Source organism: uncultured Eubacterium sp. (assembly GCF_934561735.1).
GTDB lineage: Bacteria > Bacillota > Clostridia > Oscillospirales > Acutalibacteraceae > Eubacterium_R.
Genome location: NZ_CAKTGT010000014.1, coordinates 1 through 24,895, shown reverse-complemented (window position 1 = coordinate 24,895; position 24,895 = coordinate 1). Strand labels below are relative to the sequence as shown.

At 37.0% G+C, this 24,895-nt stretch carries 22 protein-coding genes; 19 read left to right on the top strand and 3 right to left on the bottom strand.

The features are described 5' to 3' along the window. The first annotated feature begins 184 nt into the window (after positions 1-184). Together Q0E08_RS08740 and Q0E08_RS08735 are read left to right on the top strand one after the other, a co-directional pair. A complete protein-coding gene (locus tag Q0E08_RS08740) occupies positions 185-910 on the top strand; it encodes a GNAT family N-acetyltransferase (RefSeq protein ID WP_294778725.1) in 726 nt (241 codons plus the stop codon). Between the two features lie 44 nt (positions 911-954). Next, entirely contained in the window at positions 955-1,569 is a 615-nt protein-coding gene (locus Q0E08_RS08735) for an HAD family hydrolase (protein WP_294778724.1), read from the top strand. Between the two features lie 84 nt (positions 1,570-1,653). Here Q0E08_RS08735 and trmL read toward each other — a convergent pair whose 3' ends face one another. From trmL to dusB, 3 genes are read right to left on the bottom strand one after another with little or no spacing between them, the layout of a single operon-like run. Further along, entirely contained in the window at positions 1,654-2,154 is a 501-nt protein-coding gene (gene trmL / locus Q0E08_RS08730) for a tRNA (uridine(34)/cytosine(34)/5-carboxymethylaminomethyluridine(34)-2'-O)-methyltransferase TrmL (protein WP_290905528.1), read from the bottom strand. Further along, positions 2,138-3,256: an N-acetylglucosamine-6-phosphate deacetylase gene (gene nagA, locus Q0E08_RS08725; protein WP_294778723.1), complete on the bottom strand. Its 1,119-nt coding sequence runs from the start codon at positions 3,254-3,256 to the stop codon at positions 2,138-2,140. Before nagA ends, trmL begins: the two co-directional genes overlap by 17 nt. Then, positions 3,253-4,218, bottom strand: a complete 966-nt coding sequence (dusB, locus tag Q0E08_RS08720; protein ID WP_294778722.1) for a tRNA dihydrouridine synthase DusB — start codon at positions 4,216-4,218, stop codon at positions 3,253-3,255. Before dusB ends, nagA begins: the two co-directional genes overlap by 4 nt. Before the next feature lie 480 nt (positions 4,219-4,698). Between dusB and Q0E08_RS08715 the strand changes: the two genes are divergently transcribed. The 17 genes from Q0E08_RS08715 to Q0E08_RS08635 all read left to right on the top strand — a co-directional run bounded on the left by Q0E08_RS08715 (position 4,699) and on the right by Q0E08_RS08635 (position 24,591). Further along, positions 4,699-5,985, top strand: coding sequence for a UDP-N-acetylglucosamine 1-carboxyvinyltransferase (locus tag Q0E08_RS08715; RefSeq protein WP_294778721.1), 1,287 nt, complete (start codon positions 4,699-4,701; stop codon positions 5,983-5,985). Positions 5,986-6,041: 56 nt separating this feature from the next. Then, on the top strand, positions 6,042-6,827 hold the full coding sequence (locus Q0E08_RS08710; RefSeq protein WP_294778720.1) for an MBL fold metallo-hydrolase: 786 nt from the start codon (positions 6,042-6,044) through the stop codon (positions 6,825-6,827). Continuing rightward, positions 6,827-7,306 (top strand): 23S rRNA (pseudouridine(1915)-N(3))-methyltransferase RlmH, encoded by a 480-nt coding sequence (rlmH, locus tag Q0E08_RS08705; protein WP_294778726.1) that lies wholly within the window; start codon positions 6,827-6,829, stop codon positions 7,304-7,306. Before Q0E08_RS08710 ends, rlmH begins: the two co-directional genes overlap by 1 nt. Positions 7,307-7,467: 161 nt before the next feature. After that, on the top strand, positions 7,468-11,208 hold the full coding sequence (locus tag Q0E08_RS08700) for a leucine-rich repeat protein (RefSeq protein WP_294778719.1): 3,741 nt from the start codon (positions 7,468-7,470) through the stop codon (positions 11,206-11,208). A gap of 54 nt (positions 11,209-11,262) precedes the next feature. Next, positions 11,263-12,288, top strand: coding sequence for a stage V sporulation protein AD (gene spoVAD, locus Q0E08_RS08695; protein ID WP_294778718.1), 1,026 nt, complete (start codon positions 11,263-11,265; stop codon positions 12,286-12,288). A 189-nt stretch (positions 12,289-12,477) separates the two neighbouring features. Continuing rightward, on the top strand, positions 12,478-13,698 hold the full coding sequence (locus Q0E08_RS08690; protein ID WP_294778717.1) for a DegT/DnrJ/EryC1/StrS aminotransferase family protein: 1,221 nt from the start codon (positions 12,478-12,480) through the stop codon (positions 13,696-13,698). 14 nt (positions 13,699-13,712) lie between these two features. Then, positions 13,713-14,339, top strand: a complete 627-nt coding sequence (locus Q0E08_RS08685; protein ID WP_294778716.1) for a sugar transferase — start codon at positions 13,713-13,715, stop codon at positions 14,337-14,339. Beyond that, entirely contained in the window at positions 14,332-14,943 is a 612-nt protein-coding gene (locus Q0E08_RS08680; protein ID WP_294778715.1) for an acetyltransferase, read from the top strand. Before Q0E08_RS08685 ends, Q0E08_RS08680 begins: the two co-directional genes overlap by 8 nt. Continuing rightward, positions 14,940-16,022, top strand: a complete 1,083-nt coding sequence (locus Q0E08_RS08675) for a glycosyltransferase family 4 protein (RefSeq protein WP_294778714.1) — start codon at positions 14,940-14,942, stop codon at positions 16,020-16,022. Before Q0E08_RS08680 ends, Q0E08_RS08675 begins: the two co-directional genes overlap by 4 nt. Before the next feature lie 41 nt (positions 16,023-16,063). Next, positions 16,064-16,870: a glycosyltransferase gene (locus Q0E08_RS08670; RefSeq protein ID WP_294778713.1), complete on the top strand. Its 807-nt coding sequence runs from the start codon at positions 16,064-16,066 to the stop codon at positions 16,868-16,870. Continuing rightward, positions 16,867-17,700 (top strand): phosphorylcholine transferase LicD, encoded by an 834-nt coding sequence (locus tag Q0E08_RS08665; protein WP_294778712.1) that lies wholly within the window; start codon positions 16,867-16,869, stop codon positions 17,698-17,700. The genes Q0E08_RS08670 and Q0E08_RS08665 overlap by 4 nt, the downstream gene beginning before the upstream one ends. Positions 17,701-17,726: 26 nt before the next feature. Beyond that, positions 17,727-18,854: an EpsG family protein gene (locus tag Q0E08_RS08660; RefSeq protein ID WP_294778711.1), complete on the top strand. Its 1,128-nt coding sequence runs from the start codon at positions 17,727-17,729 to the stop codon at positions 18,852-18,854. 1 nt (position 18,855) lies between these two features. After that, positions 18,856-20,055, top strand: coding sequence for a glycosyltransferase (locus Q0E08_RS08655; protein ID WP_294778710.1), 1,200 nt, complete (start codon positions 18,856-18,858; stop codon positions 20,053-20,055). Between the two features lies 1 nt (position 20,056). Further along, positions 20,057-20,773 (top strand): glycosyltransferase family 32 protein, encoded by a 717-nt coding sequence (locus tag Q0E08_RS08650; RefSeq protein WP_294778709.1) that lies wholly within the window; start codon positions 20,057-20,059, stop codon positions 20,771-20,773. Positions 20,774-20,822: 49 nt separating this feature from the next. Continuing rightward, entirely contained in the window at positions 20,823-21,803 is a 981-nt protein-coding gene (locus tag Q0E08_RS08645; protein WP_294778708.1) for a polysaccharide pyruvyl transferase family protein, read from the top strand. After that, on the top strand, positions 21,803-23,047 hold the full coding sequence (locus Q0E08_RS08640) for a hypothetical protein (RefSeq protein ID WP_294778707.1): 1,245 nt from the start codon (positions 21,803-21,805) through the stop codon (positions 23,045-23,047). The genes Q0E08_RS08645 and Q0E08_RS08640 overlap by 1 nt, the downstream gene beginning before the upstream one ends. 14 nt (positions 23,048-23,061) lie before the next feature. Next, positions 23,062-24,591 carry an oligosaccharide flippase family protein gene (locus Q0E08_RS08635; RefSeq protein ID WP_294778706.1) on the top strand — a complete coding sequence of 510 codons (1,530 nt, stop codon included), beginning with the start codon at positions 23,062-23,064 and terminating at the stop codon, positions 24,589-24,591. Positions 24,592-24,895: the final 304 nt, after the last annotated feature.

Below are 24,895 nucleotides of genomic sequence, written 5' to 3'. Positions count from 1 at the left end.
AAGACACTCGAATGAGTGTCTTTTTTTATGTCTACTTCCACTTTATGCTTGAATTGGACTACACAACAAGCAGCTTGAATTTATTTCAATTAGGCGAACACTGTTCGCTCCTACGGTCTTTTCTTGTAGACAAGCTTCTTCTTTTATGTTATATTGAAAATACAATTTGAATTGAGATGATTTTATGACAAAAAGTGAAATGTTGAATATAGTTTATAATCAGCTTGCTGTTGATTATAATTGCAAGCCCGATGATTTTTGCAAAGACGGGGTTATATTTACGGTAGCGGAAAAGTTAAATGGCAGGCGTGAAATGCCGTTTGTTACACCTCGACTTGAGATTATTACAATGGGCAGAAGCACGATTGTCAACGCTTCAAAAAATATTATGCCATATGTAAAGCGTATGTTTAACGGTAAATCATCTTATGATATATTAACGAGCAAAATTGTATACGGCGTTAATCCGTATTATTTGCCCGATGTTGAAAATATCAAAATTATTGAAAATAAATTGTATGAGTTTAAGTTAATTGAAAGCGACATTCAATCTTTGTATAAATATGAGCAATTTCATAATGCTTTGCAATATGATAACGAAAGCAAACGACCTGAGGTTCTTGCAGCTGTTGCATATGACGGCTCAAAAATAATAGGCATTGCCTGTGCAAGTTCGGACAGCAACACTATGTGGCAAATCGGTGTTGATGTTTTGCCGGAGTATCGAGGAACCGGTATAGCAGTAAAACTTGTTAATATGTTAACCGTAGAAACGCTGAATCGCGGAACTGTGCCTTATTATACAACAGATTGCTCAAATGTTAATTCACAAAAAGTTGCAATAAAGAGCGGATATGTTCCTGCGTGGTCGCATTGTTTTAAAACAAGATTGCCGATTGTTTATAGGTGATTCTTAATAACCGATTTTATATATGTGTAATAAGGGATAATTGTATGGAAAATGTAAAGTGGATATTTTTTGATTTGGGTTCAACGCTTGTGGATGAAAGCGAATGCTTGAAAGAGCGTTGCAAGGTTATAATTGAGCAAAACAATTTGGATGCCGATGAATTCTGTAAAAAAGTTCTTGAATATGCCGAAAAAGATGCGTTTGCAATTAGGTGGGCGGCACAGGATTTTGGTGTTGCCGTGCCTAAATGGTTTGGTGAACTTGAAAAACTTTATCCTAATGTTGATGAAATTTTGAAGAAGCTGTCGCAAAAATTTAAACTTGGAATTATTGCAAATCAGGTTGCCGGAACACAAAAACGCATTGACAATTGGGGTATCGGTAAGTATTTTGATGTGGTGATTGCATCAGCCGAAGCGGGTTGCGAAAAACCCGATTTGAAAATTTTTAATATGGCACTTGAACAGGCAAAGTGTAATCCGAGCGAAGCAGTTATGATTGGTGACAGGCTGGATAATGATGTCGCTCCCGCAAAACAACTCGGTATGAAAACCGTTTGGGTTCGCCAAGGATTTGCAAAATATAAAAAAGTAAATAATGAAAGTGAAAATCCGACTGCTACGGTTGAATCCGTAAGTGAAATTTTGGATTTGTTCTGACATAACTAAACGGCGTAATTTGTGTTTACGCCGTTTTTCATATTATGAGAAAATGCAAAAGTGAATTAAACTCACATATGCGTTTTACCATTCTAAATTGTGGAGTTTGCCTTTTTGGACTAATTCGGGGTAATCCCATTGGCGGAGCACCTCGTATGTGCCGATTGCCACGGCGTTTGAGAGGTTCAGGCTTCTGATGATGCCCCTCATCGGCATACGCACGCACCAATCGTGGTTTGCTTTGAGCAATTCCTCTGGCAAGCCTTTTGTTTCCTTGCCGAAAACGAGGTAGCAGTTGTTTGGATATTCAACATCTGAGTGTGCCTGCTCGGCTTTGGTGGAAAAATAATAAAATGTTCCGCCTTTGTTTTTCTCAAAAAATTCCTCGGTGTTGTCGTAAAATGTGATGTCCAGCTTGTCCCAATAGTCAAGACCTGCTCTTTTCACCTGCTTGTCGGTGATGTGGAAACCCATAGGTCCTACAAGATGAAGCCTTGCTCCTGTTGCGGCGCAGGTTCTTGCAATGTTGCCCGTGTTCTGCGGAATTTCAGGCTCTATGAGCACGATGTTAAGCGAGTGTTCCATTGATGTAAACCTCTTTTATATTGAAATTTTCATCGGTGACAATCAAATCGGCGTATTTGCCGACTGCGATTGAACCGATGTTTTTATCCTCTTTGATAACCTTTGCCGGGTTGATTGTGCAGGATTTGAGCGCAGTTTTGAATTCAATTCCGAATTCAGGAAGATTTTTGAATTCATCAAAAACATTTGTGATTGAAGCGGCGATTGTGCCGTCCTCAAGTTTTGCCACCTTGTAGCCGTCCTTGACATAGGTCATCTGACCGCCAAGCTCGTATTCGCCGATTCCGAGACCTGCACCACGCATCGAATCGCTGATTACGCAGGCTCTGTCCTCGCCCAAAATCTTAAATGTGTTTCGCAAAACGGCAGGGCAGATGTGCTCACCGTCACAGATGAGTTCCGCCGTGATGTCGCTGTCAAGCACTGTGCCGACAATTCCTGCTTCACGGTGAGTCATCGGCGTCATTGCGTTGTAAAGATGGGTTGCATGTGCAACACCGCTTGCGATAGCCTCCCTTGTTTGCTGTGCATTTGCCGAACTGTGACCGACGGAAATCGTCAAATTTTCCTTTTCCTTTGTGATAAAATCCTGCGTGTCGCTTGATTCGGGAGCAATGGTAATCAGCTTGATTTTGTCGTTGATTGAGAGCAACTCGTCAACTTCTTTTGTGCTTGCCGGGCGGATGAATTCTCTGTTTTGTGCACCGGCTTTAGCCTCTGCAATGTACGGACCTTCAAGATTTATGCCTACAAGTTTCGATTTCGGTGCGGTGTATCCGCTTGCCGATTTAACTATTTCTTTCAATTTTTCGTGCGAAAGAGTCATTGTTGTTCCGCAAAATGAAGTTACGCCGTGCTTTGCAAGATATGTACTGATTGCATCAATGCTGTTGGTTGTGCCGTCGGAAAAGTCTGCGCCTGCACCTCCGTGAATGTGGATGTCGATAAATCCCGGAAGAATAATGCAGTCGGTCATATCACGAACCTCGTCATTTTCTGCGTCAAAAATTCCGATTTCGGCAATTTTGCCGTCCTCAATTTTTATGTCGCCGAATTCCTTTTCAAATTCTTCGTTAAAAAATGTGCAGTTTTTTAGAATCATAATTCTGCCTCCTTGATTATGCGATAAGACAACTCTTGAAGCTGCTCAAAGTGCTCGTATTTGCTGATTTCGGCACGGAGCTTTGCACCGCCTCGCATACCCTTTGTGTAGTACGCCGCGTGGTGTCGAGCCTCTCGCATAGCTGTGTATTCGCCTTTGTATTCGATTATTTTTTGAATATGCTTCAGCATAACATTCATTTTTTCAATTGTTGACGGTTCGGGAAGAACTCTGCATTCCGAAAGATATGCGTTGATTCGTGAGAACACCCACGGATTGCCGAGTGCACCTCTGCCAATCATTATTGCATCGGCGTTCGTTTTTTCAAGCATAATCGCCGCCGTCTGCTCATCGGTTATGTCGCCGTTTGCGATAACGGGGATGTCAAGTGCGTTTTTGACCTCTGCAATGATGTTGTAGTCAACCGTTCCGCTGTACATCTGTTGTCGTGTTCTGCCGTGCACCGCAACAGCGTTTGCACCTGCTTTTTGTGCAAGGAGAGCCATTTCAACGGCGTTGATATTGTCGTCATCCCAACCTTTGCGGATTTTTACGGTTACGGGAATATTAACCGCTTCAACAACCGCTTTTGTGATTTCGTATGCAAGTTGCGGCTTTTTCATAAGGCTTGCACCTCCGCCGTTCATAGCAACTTTCGGAGCCGGGCAACCCATGTTTATGTCGATGACATCGGGAGCGTATTCAAGGCATTTTGCGGCAGCCTGAGCCATAATTTGTGGGTCGTCACCGAAAATTTGTGCTCCGCAAGGTCGCTCTGAGCCTATCGTAAGCAATTCGCCGCTTTTTTTGTCGCCCATTGTCAGCCCTTTTGATGACACCATCTCGGTTACGGTATATGCTGCTCCGAATTGTGTGCACAATTCACGGAATGCTCTGTCGGCTATTCCTGCCATAGGTGCCAAAAATGCAATATTTTTAAATTCCAAATCGCCGATTTTCATAAATTTTCCAATCCGAATTAATGTTTAATTTCACACTAATTACCTCGTTTATTACGCTCATAATATATCATATTAATAATGTAAAATCAAATAAAATCAAAATTTTAAGTGCAATTTGGCAAATATTTGGTAACTTTTTACAATTTGTTATAAATCTTGCAAAAGGCATTGACATATCTGTAATAATGTGTTACTCTTTTGTTACTTATTGAGATACAAAATATAGCGAATTGTGTAGTGCAATACGCAACTATACCATATATTGTATATTTGTTACAAAAAGCAGTATATTTAGGATTAATATAAATTACAAATCGGTAAAAATGAGTGACTTTTTATTCACTTTGGTTTGGTAATTTGTTATAATTCAATGTGTATGAAATTATGCAAAGTGCATATATGCGGCATTTGATTTCATCAACATATTTTGATTTCTACTTTATTTACATATTTAATTACCTTATGAACGGAGGGAAAATCGTGGATAATTTTGTTATTAACGGCGGACATGAGTTGTTCGGAGAAGTTAATATCAGCGGTGCAAAGAATGCGGCTGTAGCTATTATCCCGGCGGCTCTTTTGGCAGAAGATACTGTCAGAATCGAAAATATTCCGCAAATCAGCGATGTTCAGTTGATTATTGAAATTCTCAGCAGAATGGGTGCGGAGATTAAGGTTGTCAACAAAAACACTTTGGATATTAACACAACAAACATCAATTATCAAAGCATTCCTTATGAGCTTACTTCTCATTTCAGAGCAAGTTATTACTTGATCGGTGCAATGCTCGGCAGATTCAGCAAAGCAGATGTTGCACTTCCGGGCGGATGCGATTTTGGCGTAAGACCTATCGACCAGCATGTAAAGGGCTTTAAGATGCTCGGTGCTCAGGTTGATATTATCGACGGCGTTGTGTGTGCAAAGGCAGAAAAACTTGTAGGCACACCTGTTTATATGGATGTTGTATCCGTGGGTGCAACCATCAACATTATGCTTGCGGCTGTTAAGGCAAGAGGTCTCACCGTTATTGAAAATGCGGCAAAAGAACCGCATATTGTTGACCTTGCAAACTTCCTCAACTCAATGGGTGCGGATGTAAGAGGTGCAGGTACCGATGTTATCAAAATCCGTGGTGTTGAAAAAATGCACGGTTGCACATATTCAATCATTCCCGACCAAATCGAAGCCGGCACATATATGGTTGCGGCTGCGGCTTGCGGCGGCGATGTCCTTGTTAAAAATGTAATTCCTAAGCACCTTGAGTCAATCACGGCAAAGCTTGAAGAAGCGGGCGCAGAAGTTATCGAATATGACGATGCCGTTCGTGTAACAAGATTTAAGGCACTTTCAAAATGCAATGTAAAAACCATGCCTCATCCGGGCTTTCCAACCGATATGCAGCCGCAAATGGCAGTGCTTTTGTCTATTGCAAACGGCACAAGCATTTTGTCCGAAAGCGTGTGGGACAATCGCTTTCAGTATGTTCAACAGCTTCTTCGTATGGGTGCCGATATTCAGGTTGACGGCAAGGTTGCCGTTATCGTCGGCGTTCCGAGGCTTGACGGCACAACAGTAAGAGCAACCGACCTCCGTGCAGGTGCGGCTATGATTATTGCCGGCTTGGTTGCTGAGGGCACCACAACCGTGGAAGATACGATTTATGTTGAGCGTGGATACGAAGATGTTGTGGAAAAATTTACCGCACTCGGTGCAGACATCAAGCGTGTGCCGGTTAAAGAAGACAACGCAGTTTCTTCGGCAGGTTAAAAATAATATCAGTCCTCGTCATTGACGGGGATTTTTTTGAAGTAATGGGGTGCAAAATGGCAAAGGCGTGTCAGCTGTTTTCGGGCAGTAAGGGCAATTCAATATACATAGCTTCCTCGTGCGGCAAATTTCTTGTTGACGCAGGGGTGAGTGCAAAGCGACTTGACGACAAGCTTCGTTCAATCGGTGTAGAACCGGATGAACTTGACGGGATTTTTGTCACTCACGAGCACACCGACCATATCGGAGGCTTGCGTGTTTTTTCGGCAAAGCATAATTTGCCGGTGTTTGCTCACAAGGATGTGGCAGAAAAAATCAAGGCGGGCGGTTCAATTAAGGACGGCGTGCCGCTTTATAAAATTGATGAAAATATGGAAATCGGCGGTGCGGAGATAGTGCCGTTTGTCAACAGCCACGATAGCGTTGCGTGCGTTGGTTATCGCTTCAATATGAACGGCAGGTCAATTGCCGTGTGCACAGATACGGGATATGTGACCGATGACGCAAGGGAAAAACTCAAGGGCACGGATATGGTGTATCTTGAGTCAAATCACGAGGTAACAATGCTTCAAAACGGCATTTATCCTTATCAGCTCAAGCAGAGGATTTTGTCGGCAAAGGGGCATCTTTCAAATTTTGCGTGTGGCGAATTTGCAAAGGAACTTGTGCAAAACGGCACAACAAGGCTTGTGCTGGCACATTTGAGCAAAGAGAACAACAATCCCGATGTTGCACGCCAAGCAACACTTTGTGCGTTGAGCGAAGCGGGATTTGAGCAAAACAAGGATTTTCGCCTCGGTGTTTCGGCTGAAGAATGTTTTGAAAGGCCGATAGTGTTATGATTAAGGTCACGGTTATTGCGGTAGGCAAGTTAAAGGAAAAATATCTTCGTGACGCCTGTGCGGAGTATCTCAAGCGGCTCGGCGTATATGCCAAGGTGAATGTTGTTGAAGTGAACGAGGAGCGTTGCTCCGACAATCCGAGCGGCACGGAAATAGAAAATGTTAAGCAAAAAGAGGGACAGCGTATTATCGCAAAAATCCCGAAAGGCTCATTTGTTGTGCCGATGTGCATTGAGGGCACGCAGTATTCAAGCGAGGATTTTGCCAAAAAAATAGAGGCAACGGCGGTTGCGGGAAACGGTGAAATCACATTCATAATCGGCGGTTCGTTTGGACTTTCGGATGAAGTAAAGGCTCTCGGAAAGTTGAAATTGTCGTTCGGCAAACTTACGCTTCCGCACCAGCTTATGCGTGTTGTTTTGCTTGAACAAATCTATCGTGCATTTTCGATACTCAACAACAGCAAATATCATAAATAAGTAAAAGACAAAGCGGCAGAACTTTGTCTTTTTTTGTTGCGAACTTTGCTGTTACCAACAAAAATATTTTTGGTAACAGGTAAGTAACATATTGAAAAATAGGGGAATATGTGTAAAAATATTATGAATTATTAATTAACAAATCGGTCGGAGGAAAAACAATGAAACTTTGCAAAAAAATCATCAGTCTGATTTTGGCAGTACTTATGGCAACGAGTGTAGTTGTGCCTACATACGCTTCGGCTTATGCCGCAGAGCAACAAGAGTATGAATTTGGAACAAAACTTTTAAAAGAGAATGTTCAGTTCCTTAAAGAAACTTTTTTATCAGACCTTGATATTACAAAACAGGATTTTTATATTGAATATTTGTCCGAAATGAATCACGAAGATGAAGAAACTTTCTTGACAGTTGCTCAAGATACAGTTAACAGAATCCAATCTAAATGGAGCAAAGTTCTAAAGTATTTGCCGTCAAATATTTCAGATTCTCAATTTTCATTAATGGGGAATAATATTTTTTCATATATAAACGGCACAATTGATGTGTTTAAAAATTTCGGATATATAAAAAGTGATACGAGAATCAGTCAAAAGATATACCACGGGTTACGAGCAGTAAATTTGGCGTTAGATATGGCAAAAATTCCTACCGGAGGGGTTGGCCTGACTTTAAAAGTATTGGAAAAGGTTGCATTAGTTACCGATTTTCTCTATGTTACATTTATGGATGAATTGGTGCAAATACAGGTTAATAATTATGCACAAACTCTTTATATTGATTATTGGGCAGGCTTGGAATTAAATCCTCCAAGTAAAAATGATGTTGCGGCATTAAATTGGTCTGATGAATGGGTTAATAATTATTACGCCGGCGCTTGCGAACAATATTTGCTCTATTCGTTGAAACAAATGAGTAGCAATTATGAACAATCTTCGACATTGAGTTATGGAAAAAAATTGTTATATGGCGGACATACTTATCAGTTTTTTAATACTCGTTTTTCTTCTTTTGAAGAAGCGGAGACTTATTGTGAATCCTTGGGTGGACATTTGGCTGTTATTGAATCAAAAGACGAAGATGAAAATGTTTACAGTTTTTTGAGAAGTTTAGGTGAAATGAATGCCTTTTTAGGAGTTAAAAAGAATACTGACGGTATATGGACTGATGTGTATGGTAATGTTTTGAATAAAAATTCTTATACAAATTGGGGTAGTGGTGAGCCTAATAATGTAGGTGGTTGTGAAGATGCTCTCCAGTATTATGAAGCCTATCCAAATGGCGAGTGGAATGACTTATATTGGGGTAAACAAGGAATATATAGTTTTATTTGTGAGTGGGATAAATATGTTGATTCAGTTCCCGATGTTCCTGAGATAAAGAAAACACACAATTTTGTTGTAACAAATGTTGCACCGACTTGTACTCAAAACGGTTATACTTTAAATAAATGTAAAGATTGCGGTCTTGAATTTTATTCCAATTCTGTTTATAAGTTAGGGCACGATTTTGTATTTAATAAAAAAGTATCTCCGACTTGTACTGCAAAAGGATATGATTTGTATAAATGCTCAAGATGTTCACAAACTCAACAGCAAAAAATAGTAAATGAATTAGGTCACAATTATCAATATTCAAACGTCGTAAAACCTACTTGTACAGAAAAAGGATATGATTTATATTTATGTACACGATGTGGGCAAGGAAATAAAGTGAAGTATGTTGATGCTTTAGGTCATACTTATTCAGAAAAGCCTACTGCCCATAAAGACCCAACTTGCAATAGCAAAGGTTATGACGAATATACCTGTTCGAGATGTAACGGAACAAAGCGAGATGAAATAGCGGCTCTTGACGGCAGTGCACTCACATCGGCACTTGATAATGCTAAAAAGAGAATGGAATCGGGCGTATTTACCGATGAATCTGTTTCGGCTTGCCAAAAGGTTTGTGACAAATATCAAAACGCTGTGAATGAATTTCACTCGCAAGCCGAGGTTGATAATGCAACTGCCGAAGTAACTTCCGCATATGAAAATCTTGTGCTTAAAGACATTGTAACAGGCACACTTGATAACGGTATGACCTGGACCTTTACAAAAGACGGCGCAAAGCTCAGCTTTGCGGGTGAGGGCGAAGTGCCTTATTACGCAATAGGTTCGAATCCGTGGTATTATTGCGGAAATATTGAAACTTTGGAATTTGGTGAGGGCATAACATCAATAGCGGGAAGTGCATTTACAAAGTACAACACAGTTAAAAAAATCAACTTCCCTTCAACTCTAACAACAATTAATATTCGTGCGTTTGAATACTGTTATGCTGTTGAGGAATTGGTAATTCCTGATTCGGTAACATTTATAGGTTATGGTACTTTTGCAAGTTTAACTTCTCTTAAAAAAGTAACCGTACCGGCATCTGTGGGATATGCTTCTTATGCTTTTGAGCATGATGAACAAATTGAAAAAATCATTATTACTCCGGGTGTTGACGGAATTATGCCTGAATGTACAAGTACTAATAATATTGGCTTTTTTGGTTCAAAATATACCGGCGCTTTCGGTCCGTGGCGCAATGCAAACAATGCAGTTGTTGACATCCGCTACGGTGTAAAGAGTATCGGCAAAAATACATTTTACGGTGCAAAAATTTTACGATTATCAGTTGTAGCCAGCGTTAAAGAAATCGGCTACCAGGCTTTAAAAACAAGCTCAAATACCGATGTGTATGTTTATAATAAAGATTGCGTTATTGACGAAACAAACACAAATCTTTCAAATGTAAACATTATGATTAAGGATATCAATAATGAGTTTGTAAAGAAAGAGCACACTCATATTTGGTCGTGGAAATATAACAACGACGCTGTGTACAATTCAAGTACCGATTACACCGACGGCACGGCAACACGCACCTGTTCAGCTTGCGGACAAAGCGAAACAAAGACGATTGAGGGCACAGGCTTGCTCCGTGCAAATACAATGAATGTTTTGCTCGATTCCAATGTTTCGGTCAATGTCGGTATCAACAATTCAAGAACGGCACCGTTTGAGTCGGTTTTCTTCAGATTTGAGGTTGGCGGCGAAAGCTATGATGTAAGCGATATTTCGGAACTTTCAAATTCCACACGCACTTGCTATGCGTTTGATAAAGTTTCACCGGATAAGTTTGCCGATGAGATTACAATCACTCCGTACGGCGTAACCTCTGACGGAATCGAGTGCAAGGGTCATCCGGTAACATATTCAATCAAGAATTATTGCTACAATCAACTTAAAAAAACGCCTAATTACAATCTCAAGGCACTTCTTGTAGAACTTCTTTATTACGGCAAGGCACATCAAGATTACAGAGGCTATAATGTAGAAAATCCTGTAACCGTTGATTTGACCGATGAACAGAAGAAGCTCCACACAACCGATACTTTGGAATATACAAAGGTGACAAATTCAAAATATCAGCTTAATCCTAACGGAACGGACAAAAACGAGGTTGAATACAAGTCCGCATCAATGCTTCTCGAGGGCAAAGTTATTCCGAGAATTAAGGTTGAAATTTCAAGTTCGACAAGTATAAGTGATTATACATTCCGTTGGACTGTTGACGGTCAAAATACCGAATTCACATATGCCGAACATCCGGATTGGTTTACTCAAACAAACGGCTCGGCAAGCGACAAGAGAGCATATTATGTTGATTGCACGGTTCTCAAAGCAGATCAGTTTTCAACACCGTTTTATCTGACCGTGTTTAAAAACGGTACGCAGGTGTCAAATATGCTTCAATACAGCGTTGAATCTTATGCAACGGGCTCAACTGTTAAGAACAGCCCTAAATTGAAAGTGCTTATTGACCAAATGCTCCGTTACGGCAGAGCGGTTCAAAAGTATTTGAATGTTTAAAATTTAAAAATATTTTTTTACACTTCGGTAAAACTATTACCGAGGTGTTTTTTTATGAAAAAAATCGGAAAAACATATATTTTTGAATCGCCGCCGCTTATTATCGGCTCGGCGGGAGTGGCAGGCAAAAAAGAGGGCGAGGGTCCGCTTAAAAATGACTTTGATATGGTTTTTGAGGACACGACGATGGGGCAGGAGAGCTTTGAACTTGCCGAGAGTGCAATGCTCCACGATGCGATAATCAGGGCTTTGGCAAGTGCAAATGTGTCGCCGAACGAGGTGGACTTTGTTATGACGGGCGATTTGCTCGACCAGTGCACAGGCTCGTGTTTTGCACTCAAAGATTTGGAAATGCCGTTCATCGGAATGTACGGTGCGTGCTCCACAATGGCACTCACTTTGTGTAATTCGGCAATGCTTGTGTCGGCAGGGGCAAACATCTGTGTTGCGGGTGCTTCGAGTCATTTTGCGTCAAGCGAAAGGCAGTTTCGCTATCCGCTTGAATACGGCGGGCAGCGACCTCCGACAGCTCAATGGACTGTTACGGGTGCGGGCTGTGCCGTTGTGCAAAATCCCGATAAAGTTCCGGGCGAGAAATTGCAAAATGCGGTGAAGATTTCGGCTGTTCACATCGGAACAATTACGGATTTGGGTATCAAAGACGCAAATAATATGGGTGCGGCAATGGCACCTGCGGCGGCGAGAACCATAGCGGATTTTTTGCACGACACACAGACAAAACCTGAGGATTACGACCTGATTTTGACCGGTGATTTGGGATTTACGGGCTCAAAATTGTTGTTTGAACTTTTGCAAAAGAACAGCGGAATCGACATCAAAACACGGCACAAGGATTGCGGAACGATGATTTATAATTTGGAGGAACAGGATGTGAATTCGGGCGGCTCCGGCTGTGGCTGCTCGGCAAGCGTAGTCTGTTCGCACATTATGAAAAACATAAAAAACGTCAGGATTAAAAAGGTTTTGTTTGTTGCAACCGGAGCGTTGATGTCACCGACCTCGTCAAAGCAGGGGCAGACAATTCCGGGAATAGCTCATGCGGTCTTGCTTGAAAAATGATTTTTTTGCAATCACTCGGCGAATTTTTGCTGTGTGATTGTTTTTATATAAAATGCCCTATATTAAATATTAATAAATTATATTGTAATTTTATGTTGTATAGTGTATAATTTATAATGAGAAAAATTATACATAGTGCACAAATACAGTTTGTATGATTTGTACAATCTATACATTTGGAGGACAGCTATGGCTAATGAAAAAATTTGGCTTTCATCGCCAACTATGCACGGTGATGAATTAAAATATATGACCGAAGCTTTTGAAACAAATTGGATGTCAACCATCGGTGAGAATATCAACGAAGTTGAAAAAATGATTTGTGAAAAGGTCGGTTGCAAATATGCGGTTGCCTTGTCTACGGGAACAGCGTCTATGCATCTTGCGGTAAAATTAGCGGGTGTGAAGCACGGTGACAGGGCTTTTTGTTCTGACATGACATTTGACGCAACGGTAAATCCTGTTGTTTATGAGGGTGGTGTTCCGATATTTATTGACACAGAATACGACACTTGGAATATGGACCCTGTTGCACTTGAAAAGGCGTTTGAACTTTATCCCGATGTAAAGGTTGTTGTTGCGGTACATCTTTACGGCACTCCGGGTAAGATTGATGAAATCAAGGCAATTTGCGTCAAGCACGGTGCGGTTATTATTGAAGATGCCGCCGAGTCGCTTGGTGCTACATATAAAGGACGGCACACCGGTACATTCGGGGATTACAACTGCATAAGTTTTAACGGAAACAAAATCATCACAGGCTCAAGCGGAGGAATGTTGTTGACCGACAGTAAAGAGGCTGCCGACAAGGTTCGTAAGTGGTCAACACAGTCGAGAGAAAATGCACCGTGGTATCAGCACGAGGAACTTGGATACAATTACAGAATGAGTAATGTAATCGCAGGCGTTGTTCGTGGTCAAATTCCGTATTTGGAAGAACATATTGCACAGAAAAAGGCAATATATATGCGATACAAGGAAGCGTTCAAGGACTTGCCTGTTAAGATGAATCCTTATGATGAAAAAAACAGCGAGCCGAATTTTTGGCTGTCTTGTATGATTATTGACGAGGGTGCAATGTGCAAGCAGGTTCGCAGCGAGCGAGATTATTGCTATGTCAGCGAGAGCGGCAAAACTTGCCCTCAGGAAATTCTTGACGAACTTGCAAAGATTAATGCAGAGGGCAGACCGATTTGGAAGCCGATGCATATGCAACCGATTTACAGAATGAACGGTTTTGTCACAAAAGACGGCAACGGCAGAGCGAGAACAAATGCGTATATTGCAGGCGAAGCGAATGATGTTGGAATGGACATTTTCAACAGAGGTCTTTGCTTGCCGAGTGATAACAAAATGACTCCTGAACAGCAGGATAGAATTATTGAAGTGATTAAGAAGTGTTTTGAGTAAGCGGACGGTGAATTATGATTTATAAGTACATAAAGCGAATTCTTGATATAATTTCGTCGTTGCTTGCAATCATCATTTTGTCACCGCTTCTTGCGGTCACAGCTGTTCTTGTAAAAACAAAACTCGGCAGTCCTGTTTTGTTCAGGCAGGAAAGACCGGGCAAGGATGAAAAGATATTCACTTTGATGAAGTTCCGCACTATGACCGATGAACGTGACGAAAACGGCGAATTGTTGCCTGACGAAGTTCGTTTGACCAAGTTTGGCAAGTTCTTGCGTTCAACAAGCATAGATGAGTTGCCGGAATTGTTCAATATACTAAAAGGCGACATGTCGGTTATCGGTCCGAGACCGCTTCTTGTGGAGTACATACCAAGATACAACGAGCATCAGCACAGACGGCACGAGGTTAGACCGGGATTGAGCGGTTGGGCTCAAGTAAACGGCAGAAATACTGTTTCTTGGGAAGATAAGTTTGATATGGATGTTCATTATGTTGACAATTACAGTCTTGCAATGGATGTCAAAATTCTCTTTATGACGGTTTTAAATGTTCTCAAGAGAGAGGGCATTAGTTCGGAAACAAGTGCAACAATGGAAGTGTTTATGGGAACACCTGGAAGGGAAGAAGCAAATGTCTAAATCAGTTGTAATTATCGGTGCAAGCGGGCACGGAAAAGTAATTGCAGATATAATTATAAAATCCGGTGATAAAGTTATCGGATTCCTTGATGATGGTGTTAAAAACGGAACACAGATTGTTGGGTTTAGTGTTTTAGGCAAAACAGAGGATTACAAGAATTATGCAGATTGCGAATTTGTGATTGCAATCGGTGATCCTTATATTAGAGAGAAAATCGCAAATGAACTTCCTGTTAAGTGGTACACAGCAATTCATCCGACAGCTGTAATATCAAGCCTTGATGTTGAAATTGGCGAAGGTACGGTTGTAATGGCTAATGCGGTAATTAATTCAAGCGCCAAAATCGGAAAGCATTGTATTATAAACACAGGAGCGATAGTTGAGCATGATAATGTGCTTGAGGATTATGTTCATCTTTCTCCGAATGTGGCTTTGTCAGGAGTAGTTAAAGTAGGAAAATCAACACATATCGGAGCAGGGGCTTGCACAAAACAGGTGTTGAACATCGCATCGGATTGTGTGTTTGGAGCCGGTTCGGTGATAGTTAAAGATATAACTGAAAGCGGTACATATGCAGGCGTGCCTGTAAGGAAGATTAAATGATAATTTTAGTAATTGCAAATAATGACATTGGTCTTTATAAGTTTAGAAAAGAATTACTACAAAAGCTAATTGATGATGGTAACGAAGTTTATATTTCATTACCAAATGGCAATTTGGTTCAACCTATGGTAGATATGGGATGTAAGTTTATTGATACGGCTGTTGATAGACGAGGCATCAATCCGGTTACAGATTTAAAACTTTTCTTAAATTATCGGAAAATGATTGGTAAAGTTAAACCGGATTTTATCATTACATATACTATTAAGCCAAATGTATATGCAGGCATTGTTTCTGCAATCAAGCATAAAAAATATGCAATTAACATTACAGGGCTTGGAACAGCTTTCCAAAAGCAAGGCTTGTTTTTGAAATTGATTGTTATGTTGTACAAGTTTGCTTGTAAGAAAGCACACACAGTTATTTTTGAAAATTGCGAGAATATGAAATTTTTTCTTGATTATGGAATTGTGAAAAAGGAGCAATGCTTACTCAATGCAGGTGCCGGTGTTAATTTAGAGGAATATCCATTTGAAAAATATCCACCGACAGATAAAACAAGATTTCTTTTTATTGGCAGAATAATGCAAGAAAAAGGAATTGATGAGCTGTTTGATGCGGCAAAGAGAATTAAGCATGAATACGATAATGTTGAATTTGATGTTGTTGGTATGTATGAAGATAACTATGAAGAAACAGTAAACAGGCTTGTTGATGATGGGATTATCAATTTCTATGGGTATCAACAAGATGTTAAGCCGTTCGTCAAACAATCGCACTGTTTTGTTCTTCCGTCATGGCATGAGGGTATGGCAAATACAAATCTTGAATGCGGAGCAATGGGCAGACCGATTATCACAAGTAATATCCATGGTTGTTTGGAAGCTGTTGTTGATGGCAAAACCGGTTATCTTGTTGAAAAGAAAAACGCAAATGATTTGTACGAAAAAATAAAGCGTTTCATTGAACTGCCATATGATGAAAAGGTAAAAATGGGACAAGCCTCGCATAATCATATTGCCGAGGTGTTTGATAAGAATAAGGTTGTTGAGAATACTGTTGAAAGATTGTACAAATGAAGATAAGATTATGAAAAAGTGTTAATATGGAGATAAAAAATATGAATAAGCAACCATTAGTTTCTGTAATTATGGGTATATATAATTGTGCCGATACCTTGGCTAAAAGTCTTGAATCGTTGTTAGTACAAACATATCAGAATTTTGAAATTATAATGTGTAATGACGGTTCAACTGATAATACTTTTGAAATCGCAAAGCAGTATAAGGATAAGTATCCAAATAGAATTGTTCTGATTGAAAATGAGAAAAATATGGGGCTTAATTATACTTTAAATCATTGTCTTAAATATGCCAAAGGAGTTTATATTGCACGAATGGACGGGGATGATATATCACTTCCGTTAAGATTTGAAAAAGAGGTGTCTTTTTTGGACGAGCATCCGGAATATGCAATAGTCAGCACACCAATGATACTTTTTGATGAAAATGGTGATTTTCGTTTGGGAAGCGTTATAAATGAACCGACTAAAGAACAAATCGTATGTGAAAGTGTTATTTGTCATGCTCCTTGTATGATCAGAACCGAAGCACTAAAATCAATTGGTGGGTATAGTACAAAAAAAACGACTACAAGAGTAGAAGACGTTGACTTGTGGATTAGGCTATATACAAATGGTTTTAAATGCTACAATTTATCCGAACCATTATATAAGATGTTGGACGATAGAAATGCTATAAATAGAAGAAAATTTAAATATAGAATTAATTCAACAATAACAAGGCTTGCTGGATGTAAAACTCTAAATCTCAATCTTATATGTTATTTAAAGTGTTTTAGGCCTATTATTATAGGATTATTACCAAAACCATTATATTTATTATTACATAGGGACTATAAAAGATGAATATTGATGAATTATTACCTGAAGTGAAAAAAACAGAATTTGAGATTCTTTGTGTTATCGATGAATTTTGCAAAAAGAATGATATTAAATATTCACTTGCTTATGGAACTTTAATTGGTGCAGTTCGTCATGGAGGATTTATACCTTGGGATGACGATATTGATCTTTGGATGTCAAGAAAAGATTATGAGAAGTTTATTGATTTGTGGCTTCAATCTCCTATAGATGGATATATAATACAAAATACAGATTTGGAAAACGATTTCACACAGAATTTTACTAAAATCAGAAAAGATAACAGTGCATTTATTCAATCGGAAGAAGAAAAGAAAAAGAAATATCATAAAGGAATTTTTGTTGATATTTTTCCTTTAGACAGAGTTTCAAAAACAAAATTTGGAAGAATTCGACAAGTTGTTTTTGCTTCATTAATGATGTTGTTTTATAGAAAATTTTCTCCTCCGGAAGAGAAAGGTTTAAAAAAGTTTATATCAAAAGCTATTCTGTTTATTGTGCCAAAAAGTCAATATGAGAAATTCAGGAAGTATTTTGAAAAAAAATATTTGAGTGTATGTGGCGATTCTACTTGTAAATTGATGTGCGGCTCTACATATTCCGGTTTAAACAGACAGTATGATTCGGATTTATTAGATTCTTTTGTCTATTTACCATTTGAAGATAAAGAATTTTCAGTTGTTTCAAAATGGGATCATGCTTTGACTATTCAGTATGGAGATTATATGAAATTACCCCCAAAAAAAGAGCAAGTATGGAAGCACAATCCTATATTTATAGACTTTAAAAATAATTATGAGAACATAATATCATAAGTGTTTATTTTTTAAGGAGTTCATTTATGTGGAAATTAGTTCCGATATTTTTAATATGTATAGCCGTTGCCTTCTTTTCTGACAGATTTTCAAGAAAAAATGAAAGATTAACAGGCTATATTTTTAAAGAAAAGTTTATATGGATTCTGCTTATCATTATGACAGCTGTTTTTGCAGGCTTGCGAACAAGATATAATGATACCGGTACATATTTAGAATCTTATGAGTATTTAGTAAATTCAAAATTTGATTTTTCAGATGTTGAATGGACATTTGGCGGAAATTTTGGCTTTGCTATTATCAATATTCTATTGAAATCATTAGGCTTCACTAATAATGGATACTTAATGATTTTTGCGATGGTTACTTATAGCATTTATATTTGGTTTATACATAAGTATTCAACAGATTTTTTAATGTCAATATTCTTATTTATGTGTCTTGTTTTCACATTTCCGCTTGCAGCAATAAAGCAGTGTGTTGCTGTTGCGTTTTGTTTGCTTGCAGTTGATAAGGCAATAAATAAAAAGTGGTTTTGGTTTGTTTTTTGGATATTAATAGCCGAGACTTTTCATGCGTATTCAATTATGTATTTAATTGTTCCGCTTATGTTTTTTCTTCCATGGCAGGACAAAAGAACGGTTATGTGGATAGTTATATTTTTTGTTGCCGGAATTTTGCTTCGTCCAATGTTAGGTACACTTTTGGAAACAACCGAATCCTTGGGTAAAGATTATACTGTTGAGGAATTTAGCGGAGAAGGAGTTAATCCTTTTAGACTTTTAGTTTCGTTAGTTCCGTTAGTTATGTCGTTTATACTTCGAAAACAAATAAATGATCCATATTATGAATATGACAGACAGGATAATGTTTGCTTAAATTTGTCGTTTCTTAATGGCGAAATAATGTTTATTGCTTTATTTGGCACGGCAAACTATTTCGCCCGTTTGGCAAACTATTTCTATATTTTTCCTGTAATCGCATTGCCAAGATTGTTCAATATGGTTAAGCCAAAATGGAGAATTCCGATGAAGGTTGCGGCAATAGCGTGCTATTTGTTCTTTATGTGGTATAATAATACTCACTCGGGCTTTAATTTTTTTGATAAGGATTTTGACAGAATAGCATTAAATGAGTTTAAATGGATTAGTTAATATGAAAAAGAAGATTTTTATTTTTTCACATGCAATGGAAATCGGCGGTGCAGAAAGAGCATTGATTGAAATGCTTAATTGCTTTGATTATGATCGGTTCGAAGTGGATTTGTTTTTGTTAAGACATTGCGGAAATTGGATGAACGAAATACCTAATCAAGTTAATCTTCTGCCGGAGATAAAGCCATATTCGGATTTGTTTTGCCCTATCGTTGAGGCTTTAAAGGAGCGTCAATTTGGCGTTGCTCTGGGTAGATTGTTTGGAAAATTTAAAGCATATTTTTTTGCCAAAAAACATTATCATAAAGAATCAGTTACTGCAATTGAATATAGTCATAAATATACAAAACAGTTTATGCCTAAAATTAATCCTAATGTTGAATATGATTTGGCTATCAGTTTTCTTACACCGCATTATTTTGTTGCCGAAAAAGTAAATGCAAAAAAGAAAATTGCCTGGATACATACAGATTATTCAACAATCGAATTAGATGTAAAGTCTGAATTGGCAATGTGGTCAAAATTTGATAATATTGTTTCTATTTCCGATGATGTTACAAGGGCTTTTTTGTCTACTTTTCCATCTCTTGAAAATAAAATTGTAAAGATTGAAAATATTCTATCAAAAGATTTTATTGAAGAACAAGCAGACTTATTTAATGTGAAAAATGAAATGACCGATGATTCGCTTAATTTGCTTTCTATCGGCAGATTTTGTGAAGCGAAGAATTTTGATAATGTGCCTGAAATTGCAAGCATTATCAAATCAAAAGGCATAGATTTCAGATGGTATATAATTGGCTACGGCGCTGACGAGAGCTTAATTAAATCAAAAATCACACAATATAATATGGAAGATACTGTTATCATTCTTGGCAAAAAAGAAAATCCTTATCCGTATATAAAAGCTTGCGATGTTTATGTTCAACCTTCAAGATACGAAGGAAAATGTGTTGCTGTCAAAGAAGCACAACTTCTTAATAAACCGGTTGTTATCACAAATTATGCTTCATCAAAATCGCAGTTACAAGACGGTTTTGACGGAATAATAGTACCAATGGACAATCAGGGTTGTGCTGACGGAATTGTAAAAGTTATAGATGATAAAGATTTACAGAATCAATTAATTGAAAACACAAAGAAAACAGATTATTCAAATTCAAAAGAATTAGAAAAGTTATACAAACTTATTGGAGAATGATATGATTCCAAAAAAAATTCATTATTTTTGGTTTGGCGAAAACGAAAAACCAAAAAGTGTTCAAAAGTGCATAAACAGCTGGAAAAAGTATTGTCCGGATTATGAAATAATTGAGTGGAACGAAACGAATTTTGATATTCATTGTATGCCTTTTGTTGAACAGGCTTATGAAGCAAAAAAGTATGCGTTCGTTTCTGATGTCGCTCGTCTTATGGTTGTTTATGAGTATGGCGGAATATATATGGATACCGATGTTGAAGTTATTAAGCCGCTCGATGATTTGCTTGAGAACAGGGCATATATGGGATTTGAAAATGATGAAAATGTTGCGTCGGGGTTAGGCTTTGGTGCAGAAGCAGGGCTGCCGTTTTTTAAAGAGCATATTGATGTTTATAAAAATTGGAATTTTATAAATGAAGACGGAACATATAATCAAATAGGCTGTCCGAAAGTTGCAACAGATTTGTTTAAAACAAAAGGTATAATTTTGGACGGAAGCGAACAAACAGTATGTGATATTCATATTTATCCTGCAGAGTTTTTTAATCCGTATGATAGCATAACGGGCAATTTGACGAAAACACCTAATACATATTCGATTCATTGGTATGATGCAAGTTGGAGTGATAAATCATCAAAACTGCTTAAGATTAATAGAACTATTCGTAGAATAATTGGAACAGAAACCGTTGAAAAATTAAAGAAGATTATAAAATGAAATTTTTATTGGCTAAATTTTTTTATTTTGTTTTTGTTTAGGAGAAAAAATGAAAAGAATTCAATTATTGGACACGTCGATTGGCACATCGAATATCGGTGACTCGATTATAATGGAGTGCGTTAGAAAAGAATTAATGCCGATATTAAAGGATTCATTTGTATATAATATGCCAACACATTTACCGGCTTTTAATGCTTTTTCAGTTTGGAGAAATTCATCAGTTGTCCAAATGTATAGCAATTGTGATTATAAGTTTGCAGGCGGATCAAATCTTTTGGTTAAAGATTTGAAAACACATTATCCTCAATGGAATATTAATAAGTGGAATTCAAAGCCGCTAAATGGTGTGATTACTGTTGGTGTTGGAGCGGGTGCCGGTGACTATACCAATTCATACACTACAAAGTTATATAGAAGTGTGTTGAATCATGAATATTATCATAGTGTTCGTGATGAGCGTAGCAAGGAGTATGTTGAGAAAATTCTCGGATTAAAGGCTATTAATACCGGGTGTGTTACTATGTGGATGCTTACCCCGGAATTTTGCAAAACAATTCCAACAAAGAAAGCAGATACGGCATTAATTACTTTAACTGCAAGGACAGAATTAAATCCAAATGAGCAAAAAATGATTGATATTGTTCAAAAGAATTATTCAAAAGTGTATTGTTGGATTCAGGGCGATAATGATTTGGATTATTTTAATAAGTTTGTTAATACTGAAAAAATTGAACTTATTTCACCAACAAAAGAAGCGTATGAACATATTCTTGACACTGTTGATTTAGATTATATCGGCACAAGACTCCACGGTGGAGTTTATGCAATGCGTCATAGAAAGCGAGCAATAATCATAGCTATTGACGAAAGAGCAAAAGAAATTAATGCGTGTAATAATTTGAATTGCTTGATGATTGACAAAGTGGATAAACTTGATAAAATGATAAATAGTGAATTTGAAACAAAGGTTATTATGCCTTTTGATGAAATAAATCGTTGGAAAGTGCAATTTGAGGAGTTTAGATAATGGAAAGTATTCAAATTACAGAAATAAAGGTCAATGGAAAATGTGTGGACATATACTTTAATCTCTCGAAAGGTTTAGAAAAGTTTTTTTTACCCGAACATCATTTCTTTACAGAATATACATTTGAAGTAACTGATATTCCCAAATCTGTTTTAGTTGTTCCTTTGCTTTTAAATCTTTTACCGTTTTCTTGGCTTGTTGATTGTGTAATTTGGCTTGATGAAATAGATGAAGATTTTTATAATTGTATTCAACCGTTAAAAACCGCTTTTAGAGAATTGCATTCAAACATGAATTTTGGTGGCACGTTAATAGCTGCAAAAAGAGTAAAAAATTCTTTTGTATTTAATAATCAAGCATTGCAGTTGTTTACCGGAGGAGTGGACGCAACTACTACAACCATAAGAATTATTGATAAGAAACCTATTTTATTTAATACAAATGGATGGTATCTAAATCAATCTGACGAAGAAAATAAGGCCTATGATGCGGATGTAAGTGCTATTGAAAAAATAGCATCATCTTTGTCATTGGAATCGTATTTTGTAAAATCAAATTTTGCAAAATTTATTATTTCATCAAAAGTTGATAAAGAATTTTGCAATCACAAAGGTACTACTTGGTGGTTCGGATTTCAACATTCATTGGCGTTTATTGGATGTGCTATGGTGGCTGCCTATAAGTTTTCTGTAGAAACGGTCTATATTGCAAGTTCATATACTTTTGGTCAGTATATAATTTGCGTTTCAGATCCAAGAATTGACAATTGTATAAAGTGTGCAGGAATAAGTACTATTCATGATGGTTATGAATTGTCCCGTCAGGCAAAGGTTAAGAAATTAGTTGAATATCATAATCAAAGTGAAATGGATATGTTTTTGCGTGTATGTTCATTTAATACAAAAAACTGTTGTGAATGTGAAAAATGTTTTAGATCAATGCTTGCTCTGATTGCTGAAGGTGCAGATGATTTGTCTGAATATGGTTTCTACTTTGAAGGTGATTTTTTAGATTTATTAAAAACATTTATTATAAAAAATGCAATGGAATTAGATAGTAATCATATAGTTTTTTGGAATGATATTATAAAGGATATGAAAGATAATTACGAAAATCTTGCTCATAAAGATGTTTGTGATTATTTGTTAAATATTGATCTTGAAAAAGCCAGAAGAAACGCTATATTGAACCATTATAAAAAAGATTGGAAGGAAATAATAAAAAGAAAAATATTTAAAATATAGTTTGAGGAAATTAAATGAGTGGTGGCAGATTAAGAAATTCAGCTAAAAATATGGTTAGTGGAATGCTGTTTAGGATTTTATCTATGCTAACAGCGTTTCTTGTTCGGACTATATTTATAAAGTGTTTAAGTACTGATTATTTGAGTGTTAATGGTTTATATTCAAGTATACTTAATATGCTGTCTTTAGCTGAATTGGGATTTAGCACTGCAATGGTTTATAGTATGTATAAACCATTAGCTGAAAATGATTATACTAAATTATCTCAAATAATGAGATTGTATAAAAGAGTTTATTGGATAATTGGCACAGTTGTTCTTTTTATAGGATTATTAATTGTACCTTTTTTAGATGTGATAATAAAAAACAAGCCTGATATTGAAGGTCTGACTTTTTATTATTTGCTTTTTTTGTTTAACTCTGTATTGTCATATTGGTTTTTTGCTTATATGTCCTCTTTGCTTCAAGCTGACCAAAGAGCTTCGGTGATTTCAAATTATAGTACAGTTTTTAATTTAATAAAATCTGTTATACAGATTGTTTTGTTATTGGCTTTTAAGAATTTTACGATTTATTTGATTGTTCAAATGTTATGCACTGTTTTTCAAAATATTGCAATTGCGGTTAGAGTAAAAAAGGATTACCCGATTTTTAATAATTCAAAAGAAGAATTACCAAGACAAGAAAAAAAGAGAATTTTCGATGATGTAAAGGCACTGATCCTTCAAAAAATATCTTTTAAAATTTTGAATACATCTGATTCAATTATTATTTCTGCGTTTGTAGGATTGAATTGGGTTGGATTGTTATCAAACTTTATAATGATAGAGGAGGCGATTGTTGCAGTTTTATCGCAAGTTACTTCGGCAATTTCTGCAAGTTTAGGAAATCTGTTTGTGGAAAGCGATGATGAAACGGGATACATAATGTTTAAACGAGTTGATTTTATGAATTATTGGCTCTATGCGTTTTCTGTTATTGCTTTAATTACATTGTCTAATCCGTTTGTAAAGATTTGGTTAGGAGAAAACTACTTATTAAGCAATATCGCAATTGTTGCATTGTTTTTTAGATTCTTTATTGAAGGTTATATAAACACTATGTCTACCTTTCGTTCTGCACTTGGGTTGTTTAAACAAGGCAAGTATCTACCTTTAGTTGTAGCAGGACTAAATATTGTACTTTCTATCGGTTTAAGTTATCCTTTAGGTTTAGCGGGCGTCTTATTTGCTACTCCGATTTCCAGATTATGTATTAATGGCTGGTATATGCCGTTGGTTATTCACAGAGATGGATTTAACAAACCGGTAAAGCCGTACTATTTCAAACTTCTATTTAGATTTGTTTTATTAGTATGTGTTGTTGTAGTGATGCAATTAATTTCTTCTGTTGTGTTTGTGGGAGGAGTTACAATAATTAAATTTATCATAATGGTTGTAATTACAGCAATATTACCCAATATTGTATTTTTGATTGTATTTTGTAGAAACGATGAATTTAAATATTTTAAGAATTTGATTGTGCACAGAGTGTTAAAAAGATAATAGTTCATTTTGTTATTGACTAGTTTTAAAACAACTGATTCCGTTTTGCGGGGTCAGTTGCTTTTTATAATATGAAAAATATTGAATAAAAAAAGCTATAACTTTTAATTTTACTATAATTTGCGATGCGAGTAAAGGAAATGCAGTAAATAGAGAATATTTATGGACAGAAGCTATTTATTTTGACAAAAATATTTACAAAGTTGAAAATGTGTGGTATACTCTAATTGTTCTTATAACATACCAAGAACAATTGGGTTACTACAAAAAGGTAGAAAACCGAAAAGCTCTGACGGCTCCTTTT